Origin of the sequence: Plantactinospora sp. BB1 (genome assembly GCF_003030385.1) — a bacterium.
Lineage (GTDB): Bacteria > Actinomycetota > Actinomycetes > Mycobacteriales > Micromonosporaceae > Plantactinospora.
This window is the reverse complement of the sequence record NZ_CP028159.1, coordinates 1,647,623-1,663,266: the sequence shown is the minus strand read 5'-3', so window position 1 is coordinate 1,663,266 and position 15,644 is coordinate 1,647,623. Positions and strand designations below refer to the sequence as shown.

14 protein-coding genes, 1 tRNA gene and 1 pseudogene are annotated in these 15,644 nt (G+C 70.4%); 7 read left to right on the top strand and 9 right to left on the bottom strand.

The features are described from left to right. Positions 1-49: 49 nt before the first annotated feature. Positions 50-511, bottom strand: coding sequence for a RidA family protein (locus C6W10_RS07025; RefSeq protein ID WP_107257346.1), 462 nt, complete (start codon positions 509-511; stop codon positions 50-52). Next, positions 508-663, bottom strand: coding sequence for a DUF4177 domain-containing protein (locus tag C6W10_RS07020; protein WP_107257345.1), 156 nt, complete (start codon positions 661-663; stop codon positions 508-510). The genes C6W10_RS07025 and C6W10_RS07020 overlap by 4 nt, the downstream gene beginning before the upstream one ends. A 1,025-nt stretch (positions 664-1,688) precedes the next feature. Here C6W10_RS07020 and C6W10_RS07015 point away from each other — a divergent pair. The 3 genes from C6W10_RS07015 to C6W10_RS07005 all read left to right on the top strand — a co-directional run bounded on the left by C6W10_RS07015 (position 1,689) and on the right by C6W10_RS07005 (position 4,467). Beyond that, positions 1,689-2,156: a hypothetical protein gene (locus tag C6W10_RS07015; RefSeq protein WP_107257344.1), complete on the top strand. Its 468-nt coding sequence runs from the start codon at positions 1,689-1,691 to the stop codon at positions 2,154-2,156. Positions 2,157-2,227: 71 nt separating this feature from the next. Then, positions 2,228-3,187: an ArsA-related P-loop ATPase gene (locus tag C6W10_RS07010; protein ID WP_107263731.1), complete on the top strand. Its 960-nt coding sequence runs from the start codon at positions 2,228-2,230 to the stop codon at positions 3,185-3,187. 131 nt (positions 3,188-3,318) lie between these two features. Then, entirely contained in the window at positions 3,319-4,467 is a 1,149-nt protein-coding gene (locus tag C6W10_RS07005; RefSeq protein ID WP_369938005.1) for an ArsA family ATPase, read from the top strand. On the opposite strand, the gene C6W10_RS07000 is transcribed toward C6W10_RS07005, so the two are convergent. Beyond that, positions 4,454-4,750: a WhiB family transcriptional regulator gene (locus tag C6W10_RS07000; RefSeq protein WP_101369108.1), complete on the bottom strand. Its 297-nt coding sequence runs from the start codon at positions 4,748-4,750 to the stop codon at positions 4,454-4,456. The two genes, C6W10_RS07005 and C6W10_RS07000, sit on opposite strands and share 14 nt — an antisense overlap. Positions 4,751-5,158: 408 nt before the next feature. Here C6W10_RS07000 and C6W10_RS06995 point away from each other — a divergent pair, with 408 nt between their 5' ends. Then, positions 5,159-7,573: a transglycosylase domain-containing protein gene (locus C6W10_RS06995; RefSeq protein WP_107263730.1), complete on the top strand. Its 2,415-nt coding sequence runs from the start codon at positions 5,159-5,161 to the stop codon at positions 7,571-7,573. 71 nt (positions 7,574-7,644) lie between these two features. Here the strand turns inward: C6W10_RS06995 and C6W10_RS06990 are convergent, their stop codons facing one another. After that, positions 7,645-8,103, bottom strand: coding sequence for a GatB/YqeY domain-containing protein (locus tag C6W10_RS06990; protein WP_107257342.1), 459 nt, complete (start codon positions 8,101-8,103; stop codon positions 7,645-7,647). Positions 8,104-8,128: 25 nt separating this feature from the next. Between C6W10_RS06990 and C6W10_RS06985 the strand changes: the two genes are divergently transcribed. Then, complete coding sequence (locus C6W10_RS06985; protein WP_107257341.1) at positions 8,129-9,022, top strand: metallophosphoesterase; 894 nt, start codon at positions 8,129-8,131, stop codon at positions 9,020-9,022. A 98-nt stretch (positions 9,023-9,120) separates the two neighbouring features. Further along, a tRNA-Pro gene (locus C6W10_RS06980) sits at positions 9,121-9,197 on the top strand. A 114-nt stretch (positions 9,198-9,311) separates the two neighbouring features. Here the strand turns inward: C6W10_RS06980 and C6W10_RS06975 are convergent. The 5 genes and pseudogenes from C6W10_RS06975 to C6W10_RS38415 all read right to left on the bottom strand — a co-directional run bounded on the left by C6W10_RS06975 (position 9,312) and on the right by C6W10_RS38415 (position 14,852). Further along, the gene (locus C6W10_RS06975) at positions 9,312-10,823 is read right to left on the bottom strand and encodes a LacI family DNA-binding transcriptional regulator (protein ID WP_107257340.1); all 1,512 of its coding nucleotides are present in this window, start codon (positions 10,821-10,823) and stop codon (positions 9,312-9,314) included. A 48-nt stretch (positions 10,824-10,871) separates the two neighbouring features. Further along, on the bottom strand, positions 10,872-11,207 hold the full coding sequence (locus C6W10_RS06970; RefSeq protein WP_107257339.1) for a helix-turn-helix domain-containing protein: 336 nt from the start codon (positions 11,205-11,207) through the stop codon (positions 10,872-10,874). Between the two features lie 119 nt (positions 11,208-11,326). Then, positions 11,327-13,287 (bottom strand): annotated as a pseudogene (locus C6W10_RS06965) (DUF3987 domain-containing protein). A gap of 30 nt (positions 13,288-13,317) precedes the next feature. Next, positions 13,318-13,614: a hypothetical protein gene (locus tag C6W10_RS06960; RefSeq protein ID WP_107257338.1), complete on the bottom strand. Its 297-nt coding sequence runs from the start codon at positions 13,612-13,614 to the stop codon at positions 13,318-13,320. Between the two features lie 374 nt (positions 13,615-13,988). Beyond that, positions 13,989-14,852, bottom strand: coding sequence for a hypothetical protein (locus C6W10_RS38415; RefSeq protein ID WP_234361650.1), 864 nt, complete (start codon positions 14,850-14,852; stop codon positions 13,989-13,991). On the opposite strand from C6W10_RS38415, the gene C6W10_RS38410 reads away from it, so the two are divergent. Then, positions 14,851-15,585 carry a hypothetical protein gene (locus C6W10_RS38410; protein WP_234361649.1) on the top strand — a complete coding sequence of 245 codons (735 nt, stop codon included), beginning with the start codon at positions 14,851-14,853 and terminating at the stop codon, positions 15,583-15,585. The two genes, C6W10_RS38415 and C6W10_RS38410, sit on opposite strands and share 2 nt — an antisense overlap. The last annotated feature ends 59 nt before the right edge of the window (positions 15,586-15,644 follow it).

The window sequence follows — 15,644 nt, the reverse complement described above, 5'->3', positions numbered from 1 at the left end:
GCGGGCGGAAGCTCCGCCGGACGGCCGGAAACCCGGGGTGCCCGGAAGCTCAGGCCACCTCGACGATGACCTCGACCTCGACCGGCGCACCGAGCGGCAGTTCGGCGACCCCGACGGCGCTACGGGCGTGCCGGCCGGCCTCGCCGAAGACGGTGCCGAAGAGTTCCGAGGCGCCGTTGAGCACGCCGGGCTGCCCGGTGAACCCGTCGGCGGAGGCCACGAAACCGGTCACCTTCACGATCTTGACGACGCTCTCCAGACCCACCAGCGCGTCGATCGCGGCGAGCGCGTTGAGCGCACACTGCGCGGCCAGGTCCTTCGCCTGCTCGGCCGACACCCCACCACCGACCCTGCCGGTGGCCAGCAGCTTGCCGTCGCGCAACGGCAACTGACCGGAGACGTACACCTGGCGGCCGGACTGGACGGCCGGCACGTACGCGGCCAGCGGCGGCACCACGTCGGGCAGTACGAGGCCCAACTCGGCAAGCTTGGCGTGTGGCCCAGCCGTCACGGCTTGGCCCGCTTGAGGTACGCGACGAGCTGCTCCGGGTTCGGGCCGGGTATCACCGCCACCAGTTCCCAGCCGTCCTCGCCCCAGTTGTCGAGAATCTGCTTGGTGGCGTGCGTGAGCAGCGGCACCGTGGCGTACTCCCACTTCTGCATCGCTAGAGGTCTCCTCGTCTCGGGCTTGTCGGCGACAGCCTACGGGCTGCGGCCACGCCGGTACGCGTACGCCTCCCGATCCGTGCGCTGGAGCGGCTCGATCCCGCCCCCGTACCGTGCTGCCCCGGTTGGGCGGGGCGGGATACCCTCGCCGGGCGGGTCGCCACAGCTCTGCCGCCACACCACCGACCATGCCAGCCCTCCCGACCCGCCGGCCGGCGCCTTGACCACCGCATCGGGGCCCTGCGGGGATTGGGGAGACCATGAGGCAACCGTCCGACGGCGACGAATCCGACCGCCCGCCGGCCGAGCCCTCGACACCGGCCGAACCCTCGACACCAGCCGAGCCCTCGACACCAGCCGAGCCCTCGACACCGGCCGAGTCCTCGTCCGAGGCGGCGACGACGAGCGGCGACGACGAGCCGGGCGCGGCGCCCCCTTCGACCGAGGCCGCGCCGCCGGTGGCGAGTGCCGCCGATTCCGATGCCCCGGAGGACGCGCCGGAGGACGCCCCGGAGGACGCCCCGGAGGACGCCCCGGAGCCGCCAACCCAACGGCTCTCCCCCGCGTCCTCGGCCGTCCCGGACCTGCCGGAGACCCCCACCCGACGACTCACCCCGCAGCCCCCGGTCCTTCCGGACTCCCCGGAGACCCCGACCCAGCCGACCGCCGTCCCGCCAGCGCCAGCAGCGGCACCAGCACCGGCCGGATCACCGCCATACGAGCCGCCGCCACCGACCTCCGGCCCGCCCATGTCCGGGCCACCCGTGTCCGGCCCGCCCATGTCCGGCCCGCCCATGTCCGGCCCGCCCATGTCCGGCCCGCCCATGTCCGGCCCGCCCATGTCCGGGCCGCCCATGTCGGCGGCGCCCGGTTACGGGCCGCCCGGACCGGGGCAGCCGATCCCGGGACAGCCCGGTCCGGGCGGCCAGCACCCTGAACAGCTCGGTTCCGGTCCCGGCGTACCGGGTCCCGGCGTACCCGGTCCCGGCGTACCCGGTCATCCAGCCCCTCCCGGCTATCCGGTGGCCGGCCCCGCCGTACCGGCGAAGAAGCGGCGCGGCCTGGTCATCGCGTCGATCGCGCTGGCCGTGACGCTGCTGCTCTGCGTACTCGGCGGGGTCACCGCCTTCCTGGTGCTCCGGGGCGCGGAGCGGGGCGAGGGAGCCGCCGATCCGGTCGTCGCCGTGGACGAGTTCCTGACGGCGGTCTACAGCGAGCGGGACGCCGACCGGGCGAGCGGCCTGGTCTGCTCCGCCGCCCGGGACAGCGACAAGATCGCCGCGAAGATCGAGGAGGTGGCCGAGGCCGCCGGGCGGTACGACACCGCACGGTTCCGCTGGGCCACCCCGAAGGTCGACGAGCAGACCGAGGCGCGGGCCCTGGTGTCGACCGAACTCACCATGACCACCGGCGACGAGCGGTCGGTGGACCAGCAGTTGACCTTCGTGGTGGTACGCGAGGCCGGCTGGTGGGTCTGTGACGTGATCTGACCGGCGGGCTGCTCGGGCTCCGGGCTGGATAGGCTCGGAGGGTGCGAGCGGGCGAGGAGTCGGGCGACCGGGTGGACGCCGACCGGGCGAGTGCCCGGTGGCCGGCCCGGCTACACGTGATCACCGGTAAGGGCGGGACCGGCAAGACCACGGTCGCCGCCGCGCTGGCCCTGGCGCTGGCCAGCGGCGGTCGTCGTACCCTGCTGGTCGAGGTGGAGAGTCGGCAGGGCATCGCCCAGCTCTTCGGCACCGATCCCCTGCCGTACGAGGAGCGGTCGATCGCCACCGCGCGCGGCGGCGGCGAGGTGCGCGCCCTGGCCGTCGACTCCGAGGAGGCGCTCCTCGAGTACCTCGACATGTTCTACAAGCTCGGTGCGGCCGGCCGGGCCCTGCGCAAGCTCGGGGCGATCGACTTCGCCACCACGATCGCACCGGGGCTGCGGGACGTACTGCTCACCGGCAAGGTCAAGGAGGCGACCACCCGGACGGCCGACAAGCGCCGGGTGTACGACGCGGTCGTGCTGGACGCCCCGCCGACCGGTCGGATCGGCCGGTTCCTGAACGTCACCGCCGAGACCGCCCGGCTGGCCAAGGTCGGCCCGATCAAGACCCAGAGCGAGGGGGTGGCAGCGCTGCTCCGCTCCCCGATGACCGCCGTGCACGTGGTCACGCTGCTGGAGGAGATGCCGGTCCAGGAGACCATCGACGCGATCGCGGACCTGAACAGCCTGCGGATCCCGGTCGGGCGGCTGATCCTGAACGCGACCCGTCCGCCGCTGCTGGCCGGCCGGGTGACCCAGGCCGAGCTGCGCCGGGGGCTGGCCGCCGCCGGCCTGCCGACCGACCGGGCGACCGTCGCCGGCCTGCACGCCGAGGCCCGCGACCAGCTCATCCGGCGGGAGCTGGAGGAGTCGCTCCGGGCCGACCTGGTCGAGCTGGGGCTGCCCCTGGTGGAGCTGCCGCTGCTCACCGAAGGGGTGGACCGCACCGGTCTGGACCTGATCGCCGACACACTGCTCGCCGCCGGCTGAGGTGTAGGGAAGGGCCCCTTCCACGACAAAGAGCGATAACCAGGGCCCCGCCCGTACACCTCAGCGCCGATTGACTCACACCTGAGCGCCACCACGCCGCCCGCGCGGCACTGTGCCGATACGCTCGGTTGGTGCGTCCCGATCACCCAGCACCGGAGCTGGACATCGACCAGATCCTCGCCGATCCCGGCGTGCGGATCGTGGTCTGCTGCGGTTCGGGCGGGGTGGGCAAGACCACCACTGCCGCCGCCCTCGCGCTCCGGGCCGCCGAGCGGCACGGCCGGCGTACGGTGGTGTTGACCATCGACCCGGCCCGGCGGCTGGCCCAGTCGCTCGGGCTCAACGAGCTGGACAACACCCCCCGGCAGGTCAAGGGGATCGACGTCGAGACCAGCGGCGGCGAGCTGCACGCCATGATGCTGGACATGAAGCGGACCTTCGACGACGTGGTGCTCGCGCACACCGATCCGGCGAAGGCGGCGGAGATCTTCGCCAACCCGTTCTACCAGGCGATGAGTTCCACCTTCGCCGGTACCCAGGAATACATGGCGATGGAGAAGCTGGGCCAGTTGCACGCCCGGGGCGAGTGGGACCTGATCGTGGTCGACACCCCGCCGTCCCGGTCCGCCCTGGACTTCCTCGACGCGCCGGCCCGGCTCTCCCGGTTTCTGGACGGGCGGATGCTGCGGCTGCTGCTGGCGCCGGCCCGCAGTGGTGGTCGGAGCATGTTCAGCCTGGTGACCGCCTCGTTCGGGATGTTCTCCCGGGTGGTGCAGAAGGTGCTCGGCGCCCAGTTGCTCACTGACCTGTCCGGTTTCGTCGCGGCGCTGGACTCGATGTTCGGCGGCTTCCGGCAGCGCGCCGAGCAGACGTACCGGGTGCTCCAGGCACGGGAGACGGCGTTCCTGCTGGTCGCGGTCCCGGAGCCGGACGCGGTCCGGGAGGCGGCGTACTTCGCGGGCCGGCTCAGCCAGGAGCGGATGCCGCTGGCCGGCCTGGTGCTCAACCGGGTGCACCGGCCCGTCGTGGAGCGGCCGACCGCCGCCGAGAGCCTGGCCGCGGCCGAGCGGCTGGTGGAGCTGGGCGGGCACGAGGCGACCGTGGAGACCCTGTTGGCGCATGCCGCGCTCAGTCAGCAGGCGGCGCGGGAGCGGCGGGTCGCCCGGGTCTTCACCGACGCCTTCCCGGCGGTACCGACGGTGGCGGTGACGGCTCAGCCCGCCGACGTACACGACGTCGACGGGCTGCGCACGATCGGTGCCGCGATCAGCCGGCGTTGACCAGGACCTTGTCCTTGTTCTTCAAGGCCGCCTCGAACATCTTGCGCCAGCTCGCCACCTGCGGGTGACGACGCAGCAGCGCCCGGCGTTCCCGCTCGGTCATGCCACCCCACACGCCGAACTCGATGCGGTTGTCGAGCGCGTCGGCCAGGCACTCGTACCGCACCGGGCAGCTGCGGCAAATCCGCTTCGCCACGTTCTGTTCGGCGCCCTGCACGAACAGCGCGTCAGGATCCCCGTTCTGACACGCCGCCAACGTGGGCCAATCTGTGATCATGCCCATCTGCTCCTGTCCCCCCTTGCAGTCCCGCTACCGACCAGAGCCGGTCAGCCGGCGATAACCCCCCGGCCACCCGTGACGCCCTCCCCCGGGCACCACGGACGACATGCGTTTCTCTCGCTCGACCATCATGCTCTGTAGTCAACTGATTACGCAACGTTGTCAGCCAAATCCGTCAACCCGGACATTTCCTGGCCCTTCGTCCGGCAATCCGGCCCTGACTACCCGGCGGCGATCAGCGAAAACGCTGCGGAGACTTCCCGGAGGGAGGAGACTCGGCAGCAAGGAGCCCGCAACCGCGCACCAGGGGTCGTGCGTTTAACACAACGAGGCCAGCGCCCGCAGGAAATGGGGAAAGTACGCAGGGCGCGACCTCTGTGTCGATTCACGTACCCTGTCGAGGTGACCTGGATGCGGAAGCGTGACCACAATGTCTTCACCAACGCCGCGTCGCTGCTGATCTGTGGGCTGCTGGCCGGCGTGGTGGTTGCCGCGGCCGCGTTCCCCGCAGTGGCGATGTCCGGGCTGGCCGCCAAGGCCGGCGCGGAGACGTTCGACAAGCTGCCCACCGAACTGACCGTCAAGAAGGCGCCGCAGATCAGCTACCTCTACGCCTCCGACGGCAAGACCCCGCTCGCCACCATGTACGACGAGAACCGTCGCGACGTACCGCTCAAGGACGTCGCACCGGTCGTCGGGCAGGCGCTGGTCGCCGCCGAGGACAAGCGCTTCTACGAGCACAACGGCGTCGACGTCAACGGCGTCGCCCGGGCGTTCGTGGCGAACAACCAGGCCGGGGTCACCACCCAGGGTGCCTCCACGCTCACCATGCAGTACGTCCGGCTCACCATCGCCTACTCGGCGACGCACCCGCAGGACGTCGTGGCGGCCACTGAGGACACCAGCGCCCGGAAGCTGCGCGAGATGCGGTACGCCCTGCAACTCGACGCGGACCTGAGCAAGGACGAGATCCTGGAGGGCTACCTCAACATCGCCCCGTTCGGCAACGGCGCGTACGGCATCTTCGCCGCCAGCCAGGTGTACTTCGGCAAGCACCCGAAGAACCTGAAGCTCGAAGAGGCGGCGATGCTGGCCGGGATGGTCAAGGCACCGTCGGACAACGACCCGACCACCAAGGCCGGCTACCCGGCCGCGGTCGAGCGGCGCAACTGGGTCCTCGACCAGATGGTCGAGACCAAGGCGATCACCGCGGAGGAGGCCGAGAAGGCCAAGGCGGTCAGGCTGGTGGTCAAGGACAAGCGCACCCCGAACGGCTGCGTCGACGTCGGCAAGAACGACTGGGGCTTCTTCTGCGACTTCTTCTACCGCTGGTGGATGGATCAGGAGACCTTCGGCCGCACCAAGTACGACCGGGAGCGGCGGCTCAAGAGCGGCGGCTACACCGTGGTCACCACCCTCGACGCCAAGACGCAGGACGCGGCCAAGAAGGCCGTCGAGCGCAACGTCAAGACGGGCAAGAAGGAAGCCATGATGGTGGCGGCGGTCGAGCCCGGCACCGGGCGGGTCCGCGCGCTGGCGGTGAACCGCAATTACAAGCTCGACGACCCGAACAACCCGCAGAACAAGATCAGCACGAACCCGGCGAAGAAGCGGAAGAAGATTCGGGGTACGTACCCGAACACCACCAACCCGCTGCTGACCGGCGGTGGTGACATCACGGGTTACCAGGCCGGCTCGACCTTCAAGATCTTCACGGTGGTGGCGGCGCTGGAGAACGGCTACCCGCTGGAGTGGAGCATGAACGCCAAGCCGGTCGCCCAGACGAAGTACATCGTCGAACACAACTCCCCGGCCGCCTGTCCGGGGACCAACAAGTACTGCCCGCAGAACGCCAGCGCGAGCATGGCCGGCGTGCACAACATGTGGAGCGCCTTCGGGTCGTCGGTGAACACCTACTTCGTGCCGCTCCAGGAGCGGGTCGGCGCGGCCAAGGTGGTCGACGCGGCTAAGCGGATGGGCATCACCTTCCGGGCCAGCAACGACGCGAACTTCGCCGCCACCAAGCAGTCGGCGAACGGCTGGGGCGCCTTCACCCTCGGTGTCTCCCAGACGACCCCGCTGGAGCTGGCCAACGCGTACGCCACGCTCGCCGCCGACGGCAAGTACTGCAAGCCGATCCCGGTGCAGTTGATCCGGGACCAGGACGGCAACAAGCTCGACATCGCCAACCCGCAGTGCTCGCAGACGATCAAAGCCGAGGTCGCGCGGGCGGCCGTCGACGCGGCCCGCTGCCCGGTCGGCGACAACTCGTCCACCTCGCGCTGCAAGGGGCGTACCGCCGGGAACGTCCGGGGCATCGTCGGCAAGCCGGTCGCCGGCAAGAGCGGCACCACCGACAGCGAGAAGACCGCCTCGCTGGTCGTGATGACCAAGCAGCTCGCGGTCGCCGGCATCCTGGCCGACCCGGACTGGGCCGAGACCACCCAGAACATGGGCCACAACGAGCCCGGCGGCGTCAACCACGCCGTCTACCAGACGCTCCGGGACGCGATGAAGGGGAAACCCTCGATCCAGTTCACCCCGCCAGGCGGCAAGATCGTCAATGGGGACCAGCGGAGCATCCCGAACGTCAAGTGCCAGCCGGTCCAGTCCGCTCTCTCCCGGGTCAGGGGTGCCGGCTTCGAGGCCGAGCTGGGCGGCCAGGTGGACTCGACCTGCCCCGCCGGCACCGCCGCCGGCACCAGCCCCGAGGGTCGGACGATCAAGGGTGGGGCGGTGACCATCGAGGTCAGCAACGGCAAGGCCCCGTCCGGCGCGAACGCTCCGGCCGGACCGGGCGGCCCCCGGCCACCCGGCCGCCGCTGAGCCGACACGCGTCACGACGACGACGGGCGGGCATCCCCCACCAGGGATGCCCGCCCGTCACGCGTTCGCCGTCAGCCGGCGCCGAGCTGCCGGCGTACCTCGGCGGCGACCCGACCGCCCTCGGCCCGGCCCGCCGCCGCGGCCTGGGCCGCCTTCATCGCCGGGCCCATCTGACCGCGCTCGGTGAACCCACCGGCGGCCAGCGCCCCGGCGACCAGCTCGGCCAGCTCCTCGTCGGCGAGCTGCTTCGGCAGGTACCGGTCGAGCACCTCGCCCTCGGCCCGCTCCCGCTCCGCCTGCTCGGCCCGCCCGGCGTCGCCGAAGGCGGCAGCCGCCTCCCGGCGCTTCTTGGCTTCCTTGGTCAGCACCGCCAGCACCTCGGGGTCGGAGAGTTCCCGCTTCTCCTTGCCGGCGACCTCGGCGGTGCCGATCGCCGCCAACGCCATCCGCAGCGTCGAGGTGGTCAGCTCGTCACGAGCCTTCAGCGCGGTACGCATGTCCGTGGTCAGGAGGTCCTTCAAGGTGCCCATGGACGGTCAAACTACCCTGAGCGGCATGCAGAAGCGCACAGTATTCCGGTTGGCCGCCGGTACCGTCGTCGCGGGCGGTGCCGCCCTGGCGTACGCCTCGCTCGTCGAACGCAACCTGTTCACGCTGCGCCGGTACGACGTACCCGTGCTCGCCACCGACGCCGAGCCGCTGCGCATCCTGCACCTGTCGGACCTGCACATGATGCCGGACCAGCGCCGCAAGCAGGCCTGGGTGGCGTCGCTGGCCGCGACCGACCCGGATCTGGTGGTGGTGACCGGGGACAACCTGGCGCACCCCGACGCCGTACCCGGGGCGCTGCGGGCGCTGCAACCGATGCTCGACTACCCCGGTGCCTTCGTGTTCGGCTCCAACGACTACCGGGGACCGGTCTGGAAAAATCCGTTCAGCTACCTGCTGCCGGATCGGGAGTACGTGCAGGGTGTCGAGCTGCCCGCCGAGGATCTGCGGGAGGTGCTGGTCGGCGCCGGCTGGCACGATCTGAACAACGCCCGTACGTCGATCAAGGCCGGCGGCCGGCAGATCGAGCTGGTCGGCGTCGACGACCCGCACATCGAGCGGGACGACTACGCCTCGGTCGCCGGACCGGTACCGGCGCAGGCCGACCTCGCCATCGGAGTCACCCACTCGCCCGAGCCCCGGGTACTCGACGAGATGGCCGCCGACGGCTTCACCCTGCTGCTCGCCGGCCACACCCACGGCGGCCAGGTCCGGATCCCGCTGGTCGGCGCGCTGACCACCAACTGCGGCCTGCCCCGGTCGATGGCCCGGGGGCTGCACCGCTGGCCCGAGACGGACGCCTGGCTGCACGTCTCCGCCGGCCTCGGCACCCATCCCACCGCCCCGGTACGGTTCGCCTGCCGGCCGGAGGCGTCGCTGTTGACCCTGATCCCGCGCTGACCTGCCGCCGTTCGGCAGCCGGTGCGGGCCGGGACGCACCGGGCGGGATACCGAATTTGCCCGGCGGGGCGGGTGGGCTACTATTGCTCGGCACGCCTCGGGGTGTGGCGCAGCTTGGTAGCGCGCTTCGTTCGGGACGAAGAGGTCGTCGGTTCGAATCCGGCCACCCCGACCAGAGTAAGTGCAGGTCAGGCCCGGTATCGCTGCTAGTGATACCGGGCCTGACTCGTCTCCCGGGTCGCCTTGGGAGAAATCTGGGAGAAGATCTTGGAATTCGTCTCCCAGCCACCTACCGCCGGGCCTGCAACAGGCGGTCCAAGACCGGCACGGGAGAGCCGGTGGCCAGTTCCCGGCGGGCCGCTAAGGCAGCCTCCCAAAGGCCGGTCAGATCCGTCATGAGCCGCTGACGCATCTCCGGCGTGACGTGCGAGTACCGCGCCTGCACCGAGCCGTCCTCGTGCCCCATCCGCTCGTCCATGAGCTTCGGTGGCGTGCCCAGCTCGACCATGAGGGTCTTGTGGGTGTGCCTCAGCCCGTGCGGCGTCAGCCTCGGTGCAATGGGCGCCCAACACGAGTCGGCGCGCTCCGAGGCGTTGCGGCCACGCACCGGCACGCCTGGCCACGGTGCGCCCAGGACCGGCACCGGCCGCGCCGGATGCGGAGCCTTTCTCGGGTACCACCCGGTTGCGGCCGGATGGAACAGCCACGTCGCGAAGCCGGTGCGGCGCCAGTGTGCGGCAAGCACTCCTGTCGTACCGCCACGGACGTAGCCGAGATCAGTGATGGCGGTCGTGACCTTCGCTCGGGTTGGCTCGGCTACCGCCTCGGGACGGTTCAGGACGGTCGACACGGTGCCAGTCGACACCCCGGCACGGCGGGCAACGTCGACGAGCTTCGGGCCTGGCCGATGCGCCGCACCATTGGCGGCCCGGTGGCCATGGAAGACGTACGTACGCCCGTGGCATTGGCACGGCTTCGGTCGGTTGTGGGCGACGTGGCTCGACACCAGCGCGGCCAACCAGTCGGGCGTATCGATGGTCCGCCGTGAGTCGTCCTTCGGTGGACAGCGGTGATGGTCTCCGGTGTCCAGTTCGTAAAGCTGCCACTCCACTCGGACGCTTGCGGGGCGAACGAACTCCGTCTCAAGCCCGACGACTTCACCCCATCGCATGCCGGTAAAGCCCTTGAGCACCACCGCGACGAACTCGTCGTCACGGCCGGAGAGCAGGGCTGCCCGCTCGGCGATGAGCAGGATGCCGGTCGCGCTGGTGACCGCCTTCTCCGGGCCACGGCTACGGGAGCGGCCCGTACGCTTGCCTCTCCCCCGCCGCTTCGTCGCCGGATTGGTCTCCCGGAACCCTTCTTCCACTGCGTCGGCGAGGATGAGATGGAGGGTTGCGTGCCAGGTCTTGACGCTGGAGTCCGCGTAGGGCACGGCCCGTTCCCGCTTCTCCCAGGTGTTGATGTCGGTCGGCGTGATGTCGGCAATCGGCTTGTGCTCGAAGGCGGGCAGTAGGTGTTCCTCGATGTGCCGGCGGTAGTTCTGCATCGTGGACGCGGCCAGGTCTTGAGCCTCGTACCACCGGCTCGCGTACTCGCCGAACATGGTTCGTCCGGCAGCCGGGTCACGCCAGGTACCCCCGCGTACCTTGGCCTCCGCGTCGTTCGCGGCTGCCTCCGCCTCCCGCTTGGTTCGGAAGCGGATCGTGACCCCGGCCGGGTCGGCGACGGTGCCGTACTTCCCACGATCGATCTTGTACCGGCCGCGCCAGTAGCCGTTGCGCTTCTCCGCGTACCCCACGGTTTCGCTCCTCCGTTGTCGTCTTCGCTGCGGGTTCGGCGAGCCGGATCAAGCTGCGGTGGACGACGGCGGGCCGGCGCCAAGCGCCCGGCGGGGCGTTCGTGCCCTGAGACGGACGCCCTGTTGGGTCGGGCGGGCTACGCGCGGCCGAGAGATTGACGGTGGCTCCGACAGCGATGGGGCGACGTCGGCGGGCCGCACCTCGAAGAGTCGGATGATCTCGGTGAGGTGGTCGTCGGTGAATCGGTAGCTACCGCCGATCCAACTGAACGGGATGCGGCGCCTACGCGCCTGCTCCCGGATCCACCACTCGGAGCAACCGAGCAGCTTCGCGATATCCGCCGGACGGTAGAGAGCGATACGCACCGGTTCGAGAGCAGCCATGGCTGAGGGGTCTTCCTCTCGGGCAGTCGGGCAGGTGGGGCGGCTGACAGAACTGCCAGAACCGACAGAACCTCGGTCGTGGCGGGGTTGTGGCAGTTCTGTCGGTTGTGTCGGGCGCATCAGGCGGTCCGCCGGGTGTCGGCCTGGCCGATGGCGTGGACGGTGGCGGCGGGACGGTGGATGTCGGGGTGAACCAGGTACGACGGCGAGGGCGGACGGCCACCGGTTCGGGCGCGTGGCGGTGGGTCGAGTTGGCGGAGGTAGCCGTGGATTTCCAGGGCGGACAGGACCGGGTCAAGGTCGGCAACCGTGGGGATCTGGCTGCTCTTGACGGCGCGGAACAGCTCCCGCTTGGTGAATGCGGTGGTGGCGGTCCGTTCGATCCAGGTCAGGACATGACGGGCATGTCGGGTGGTGGTGTCGGCGCCCATATCGTCGAACGCGGCCAGGGCGTGCGCGGCGAAGTACTCGCCGATCAGGGCAGCCCGGTCGATGGTGCCGGCATCGACTGGCCTTCCCCACCCGTCGCGTAGGTGCTCGGCCAGGTGGATGAGTCCGGCGAGACGGACAACGGCGCCGGTGTACTTGCTGCCCCAGTCCACGACCTGCGCCCACGCGCCGCCGGGGCCGAGCCGGGGCTCTACCGTGCGTTCGATGTCCAACACGCGCTCGTTGGCCTCGGGAGTGAGCGGCAGTACAGCCGGATCGGTCCACTCGGCGAGAGTCATCACCAGGGCGCCGAGGTTGGTGGCGTAGGTGGTGGCTACCTGCTCGGGTACCGGGTCGGCGCCGATCTTCCGTCGTCCGACGGTGTTCTCCGGCAGGGAGAACAGGATCCGGGCGAGTAGTCCCTTGCCCCGGAAGCCAGGCATGTCGGCGATGTCGCGTAGCACGTCGGGCTGCACGGCGAGGCCGAGCGTCAACGCGGGGTGTGCGACGTGCTCGGCCGCGCGGCTACGGCGGTTGACCCGGAGCATGTCTCCGGCGTGGCCCTTGAGGAACACTTCGAGGTTGGGGGTTCCGGAGTAGCGGCGGCAATGGTGGCAAAGATGCCGCCCTCCGGGGACAGGACGGCTAGGCGCCCGCCCTGCTCGGCCAGCAACGATGCCGCTTCTTCGCTGGTGACGTCATCGGCGACAAGTTGAGGGATGACGGGAACAGTGATGGCGTCGGCGTTCATCGCGGCGGCGGTGGCGTCGGCGAGCAGGGTGTCACGGCCGGACGCGTCGGCGTTGGCTGCGGCGTTCGCGGCCTTCTCCGCTGCCTTACCGGCGACCCGGGCGGACAGCTCGGCTTCCACGATTTGCGGCCGGGTCCGCTCGACCAGGTCCCGTTCTGCGGCGAGGAGAGGTGAGGTCATCGCGGCGAACACGGCCGACTTACGGGAGCCGGGCGGAAGAACGACGACGGTGAACAGGTTTGTCGGTTCGCGCCATGAGCCGCGTACCTCGACCTCGGCGCGGCCTCCGGCGGCGGTGGAGAGAGCGGCCAGGGCGATACAGCCGGGTAGGTCGATCGGGGTTTGGGTGAACTCGGCGACGCCGTACACCATGTCGGCGACCCATCCGGGCAGGGCATTGGCAGGGAAGGCGGGTAGGTGTCGCCGGTCGCCGAGCGGAATCGGTGGTGCCCATCCTGGTCCGGTGTCGGTGTCGTCGAGCAGGGCGCGGCCGGTGGCCATGATGTCGGCCAACTCGGCGCCGGAGGTGGCCATGGTGGTGAGGCGTTCACCGATATTGACAACCTGGCGGCGGCGCGCGTGGTCAGCAACGATTCGGGCGTAGTGACCGGCGTTCGCGGTGGTCGGTACGGCTTGGATCAGGGTGTGCAGGTACGGGGCTCCGCCGACCTTGGTGAGATTGCCGGTTTCGGCGAGGTAGGCGGCCAGGGTGATCGGATCGGCGGGTAGACCGTCGGCGTGGATGATGGTCAGTGCTTCCCAGATGACGCCGTGAACTGGCCGGTAGAAGTCAGCCGGGGCGAGTAGGGCGGTCAGCTCCGTCAGGGTGGGCGGGGCGATGAGCACTGTGCCGATGACCGCCTGTTCGGCGTTCAGGTCGTGCGCGGGTGGTCGGGTCACCAGGTCGTCTCCTTTCTCAGGTGCGGGCGGTCAGGCTGCGCGGCGTCGGTGCGGCCGTGGTCGGCCGGCGAGAGCGGCGCGGGTGACGACCTGCTGGAGGTCGGTGAGCAGGCTGGCGAGTTGCCGGCGGGCGGCGGGTTCGGTGGCGGCCAGGGCGACGCGTACGCGGATCTCGGCGTGTTCGGGGCCGGTGTCGGTGCGGACGCGGGTGAGGACGGCGCGGCCGTGTCCGGGGAGGTCGACCAGGATGGGCGCCGATCGGTGTTCGCCGAGGCTGCAGCGGTGGTCACGGGCACACCAGTCGGTGTGTGGCAGGTGCCGGTTCATCGAGTGCCGTTCCGGTGTTCGCGGGGGATCTCGTTCCACAGGTGCCGGCCGATGCGGATGCGGCGGCCGGTGCCGTCGCAGCGGTTGCAGTGCCGGTAGGTGCGTCCTCGGCCGGCACCGTGGCAGCGTCGGCATGCTCCGAACGCGGAGACGGTGCAGACTCCGAGGTAACCGAGCGTTACGAGGGTGAGGATGGGGCAGAGCAGGCTAGCGATGATCGCGGACGCGTCCACGGGTGCCTCCAGGGCCGGTTTTCGGGCGTGTGGGGCTGAGGGCGCTAGATCGCTAGCGTCCTGGCAGGGATTCGGATCGAGGGCTAGCGGTGCCGCTAGGTCTAGCTGTGTCGGGGGCTAGACCTAGCGGCCCGCGCAGGACTATCCGGCCTTGCGTCGCCGATTACGTTCGGTCACAGCGTTGGTAATGTCGTCGCGGTGGATGCCCTTGCGGTTGGCGCCTTTGCCGGTGGTCGGGTCGGTGCCCCAGACCTGTCGGCCGACGGGGATGCGGTGGGGCTTGAGCGCCGCCGCGAGTTGGGTGGGTTCCCATCCGCCGTAGACGTCGGAGCGCAGCTCGGCCAGCCGGGCGACGACGGTCTCTGACCACACTTTCGGCTCGGTGGCCGGTACGACGGTGAGGATGTCGTCGAGCAGGGTGTCACCGGCGCTAGTGACCTGCTCCGGGGCCTGGCCGATGGCGTGCCCGGTCAGGGTGCCCGCCTTCTGCCGCATTGCCAGGGCGCGGGCCACGACGGTTTCGACGTGCGCGGTCTTCGCGAAGTTGGTCCGTACGGTCACGGCTTCTTCCACGGCGCCGGAGTCGTCGGCGCCGAGCAGGATGCCGACGCCCTTGTGGGCGCGTTGGAAGCGGGAGGAGTCGTAGCCGGCAGGGTAGGAACCGGCGCCCAACACCGCCTCGGAGGACTGCCAGGTCATGGTTTTGAGCGCGAACCGGGTACCGATGTTGTCGCGCAGGTCGGTCGGTACGGCCTTGCCGTCCGGCTTCTGGGTCGCGAGCAGGATCATGATTCCGACCGACGGGCCGACCTTGCACAGCTCGGTCAGCAGTGACACGATCTCGTCGCCGTGTACGGGGTGGCCGGAGTAGCGCTGGAACTCGTCGATGGCGACGAGGATCGGCCACAGCTTGAGTGACCGCTTCGCGGCGATCTCCCGGGTCACCTTCGACTCTGGGCACAGGTCCGGCGGCAGGGTGGAGATGGTGTCGTAGCGCCGGTTCATGTCGACGACCAGTGCCCGGAGGGTCTTCCACCAGGGCTTCCACGGTTTCGTCCCGGACGCCGTAGCCGGCACGGTGGGCGATTCGCTCGAATGCCCGCCAGTCCTGGCCACCCTTGCCGTCGTAGACATGCAGTTCCACGATCGGGTCCAGGGCAGCGGCCAGCACCGGCAGCCGGGCCGCGAACGTCTTGCCCATGCGCGGGATCGCACCTACGAGCAGCGACGTGAACATGAGCAGCAGCGGGATCGGCCGTCCGCGCTGGTCCTGTCCGAACGGGAACGGGGCGAAGATGTCCACACTCCCCCGGTCGATCAGCGGCCACAGCCCGGACGGCTTTGCGTACGGGTCCTCATCCGCCACCCACAGGGACAGTCGGCGGGCGGAGCCGGAGGTGCCGCGTACCCGCTCCGGCCACACCTGGACCTCGTCCAGGTCGAGGCCGGCGGCCAGCTCGGTCCGCTTCTTGATCGCCTTGTCCGCCGTGGTGGTGTACGGCAGGTCGACTACGGCTCGCCAGCCGGGACCGTCGCGCATGATCGGCATCGGGAAGGTGATCGGGTCATCGACCTTGCACAGGCCGGCGGCCAGGAACGCCCGGGTCACGACGTCGGCCGACAGCTTCCGGGCGCGTGGGGTTACGGCGGCCACGTCCAGCAGCGGCTTGTCCTTCGGGGTGCCAGCCAGGCCGAGCAGGGCCACCGCTCCGGCGAGGATGGCCCAGCGTTGCCATGACCCGGCCAGGGCCATCAACACCGCGACCGTCGGTACGCCGAGGAGCAACACGGCCGTGA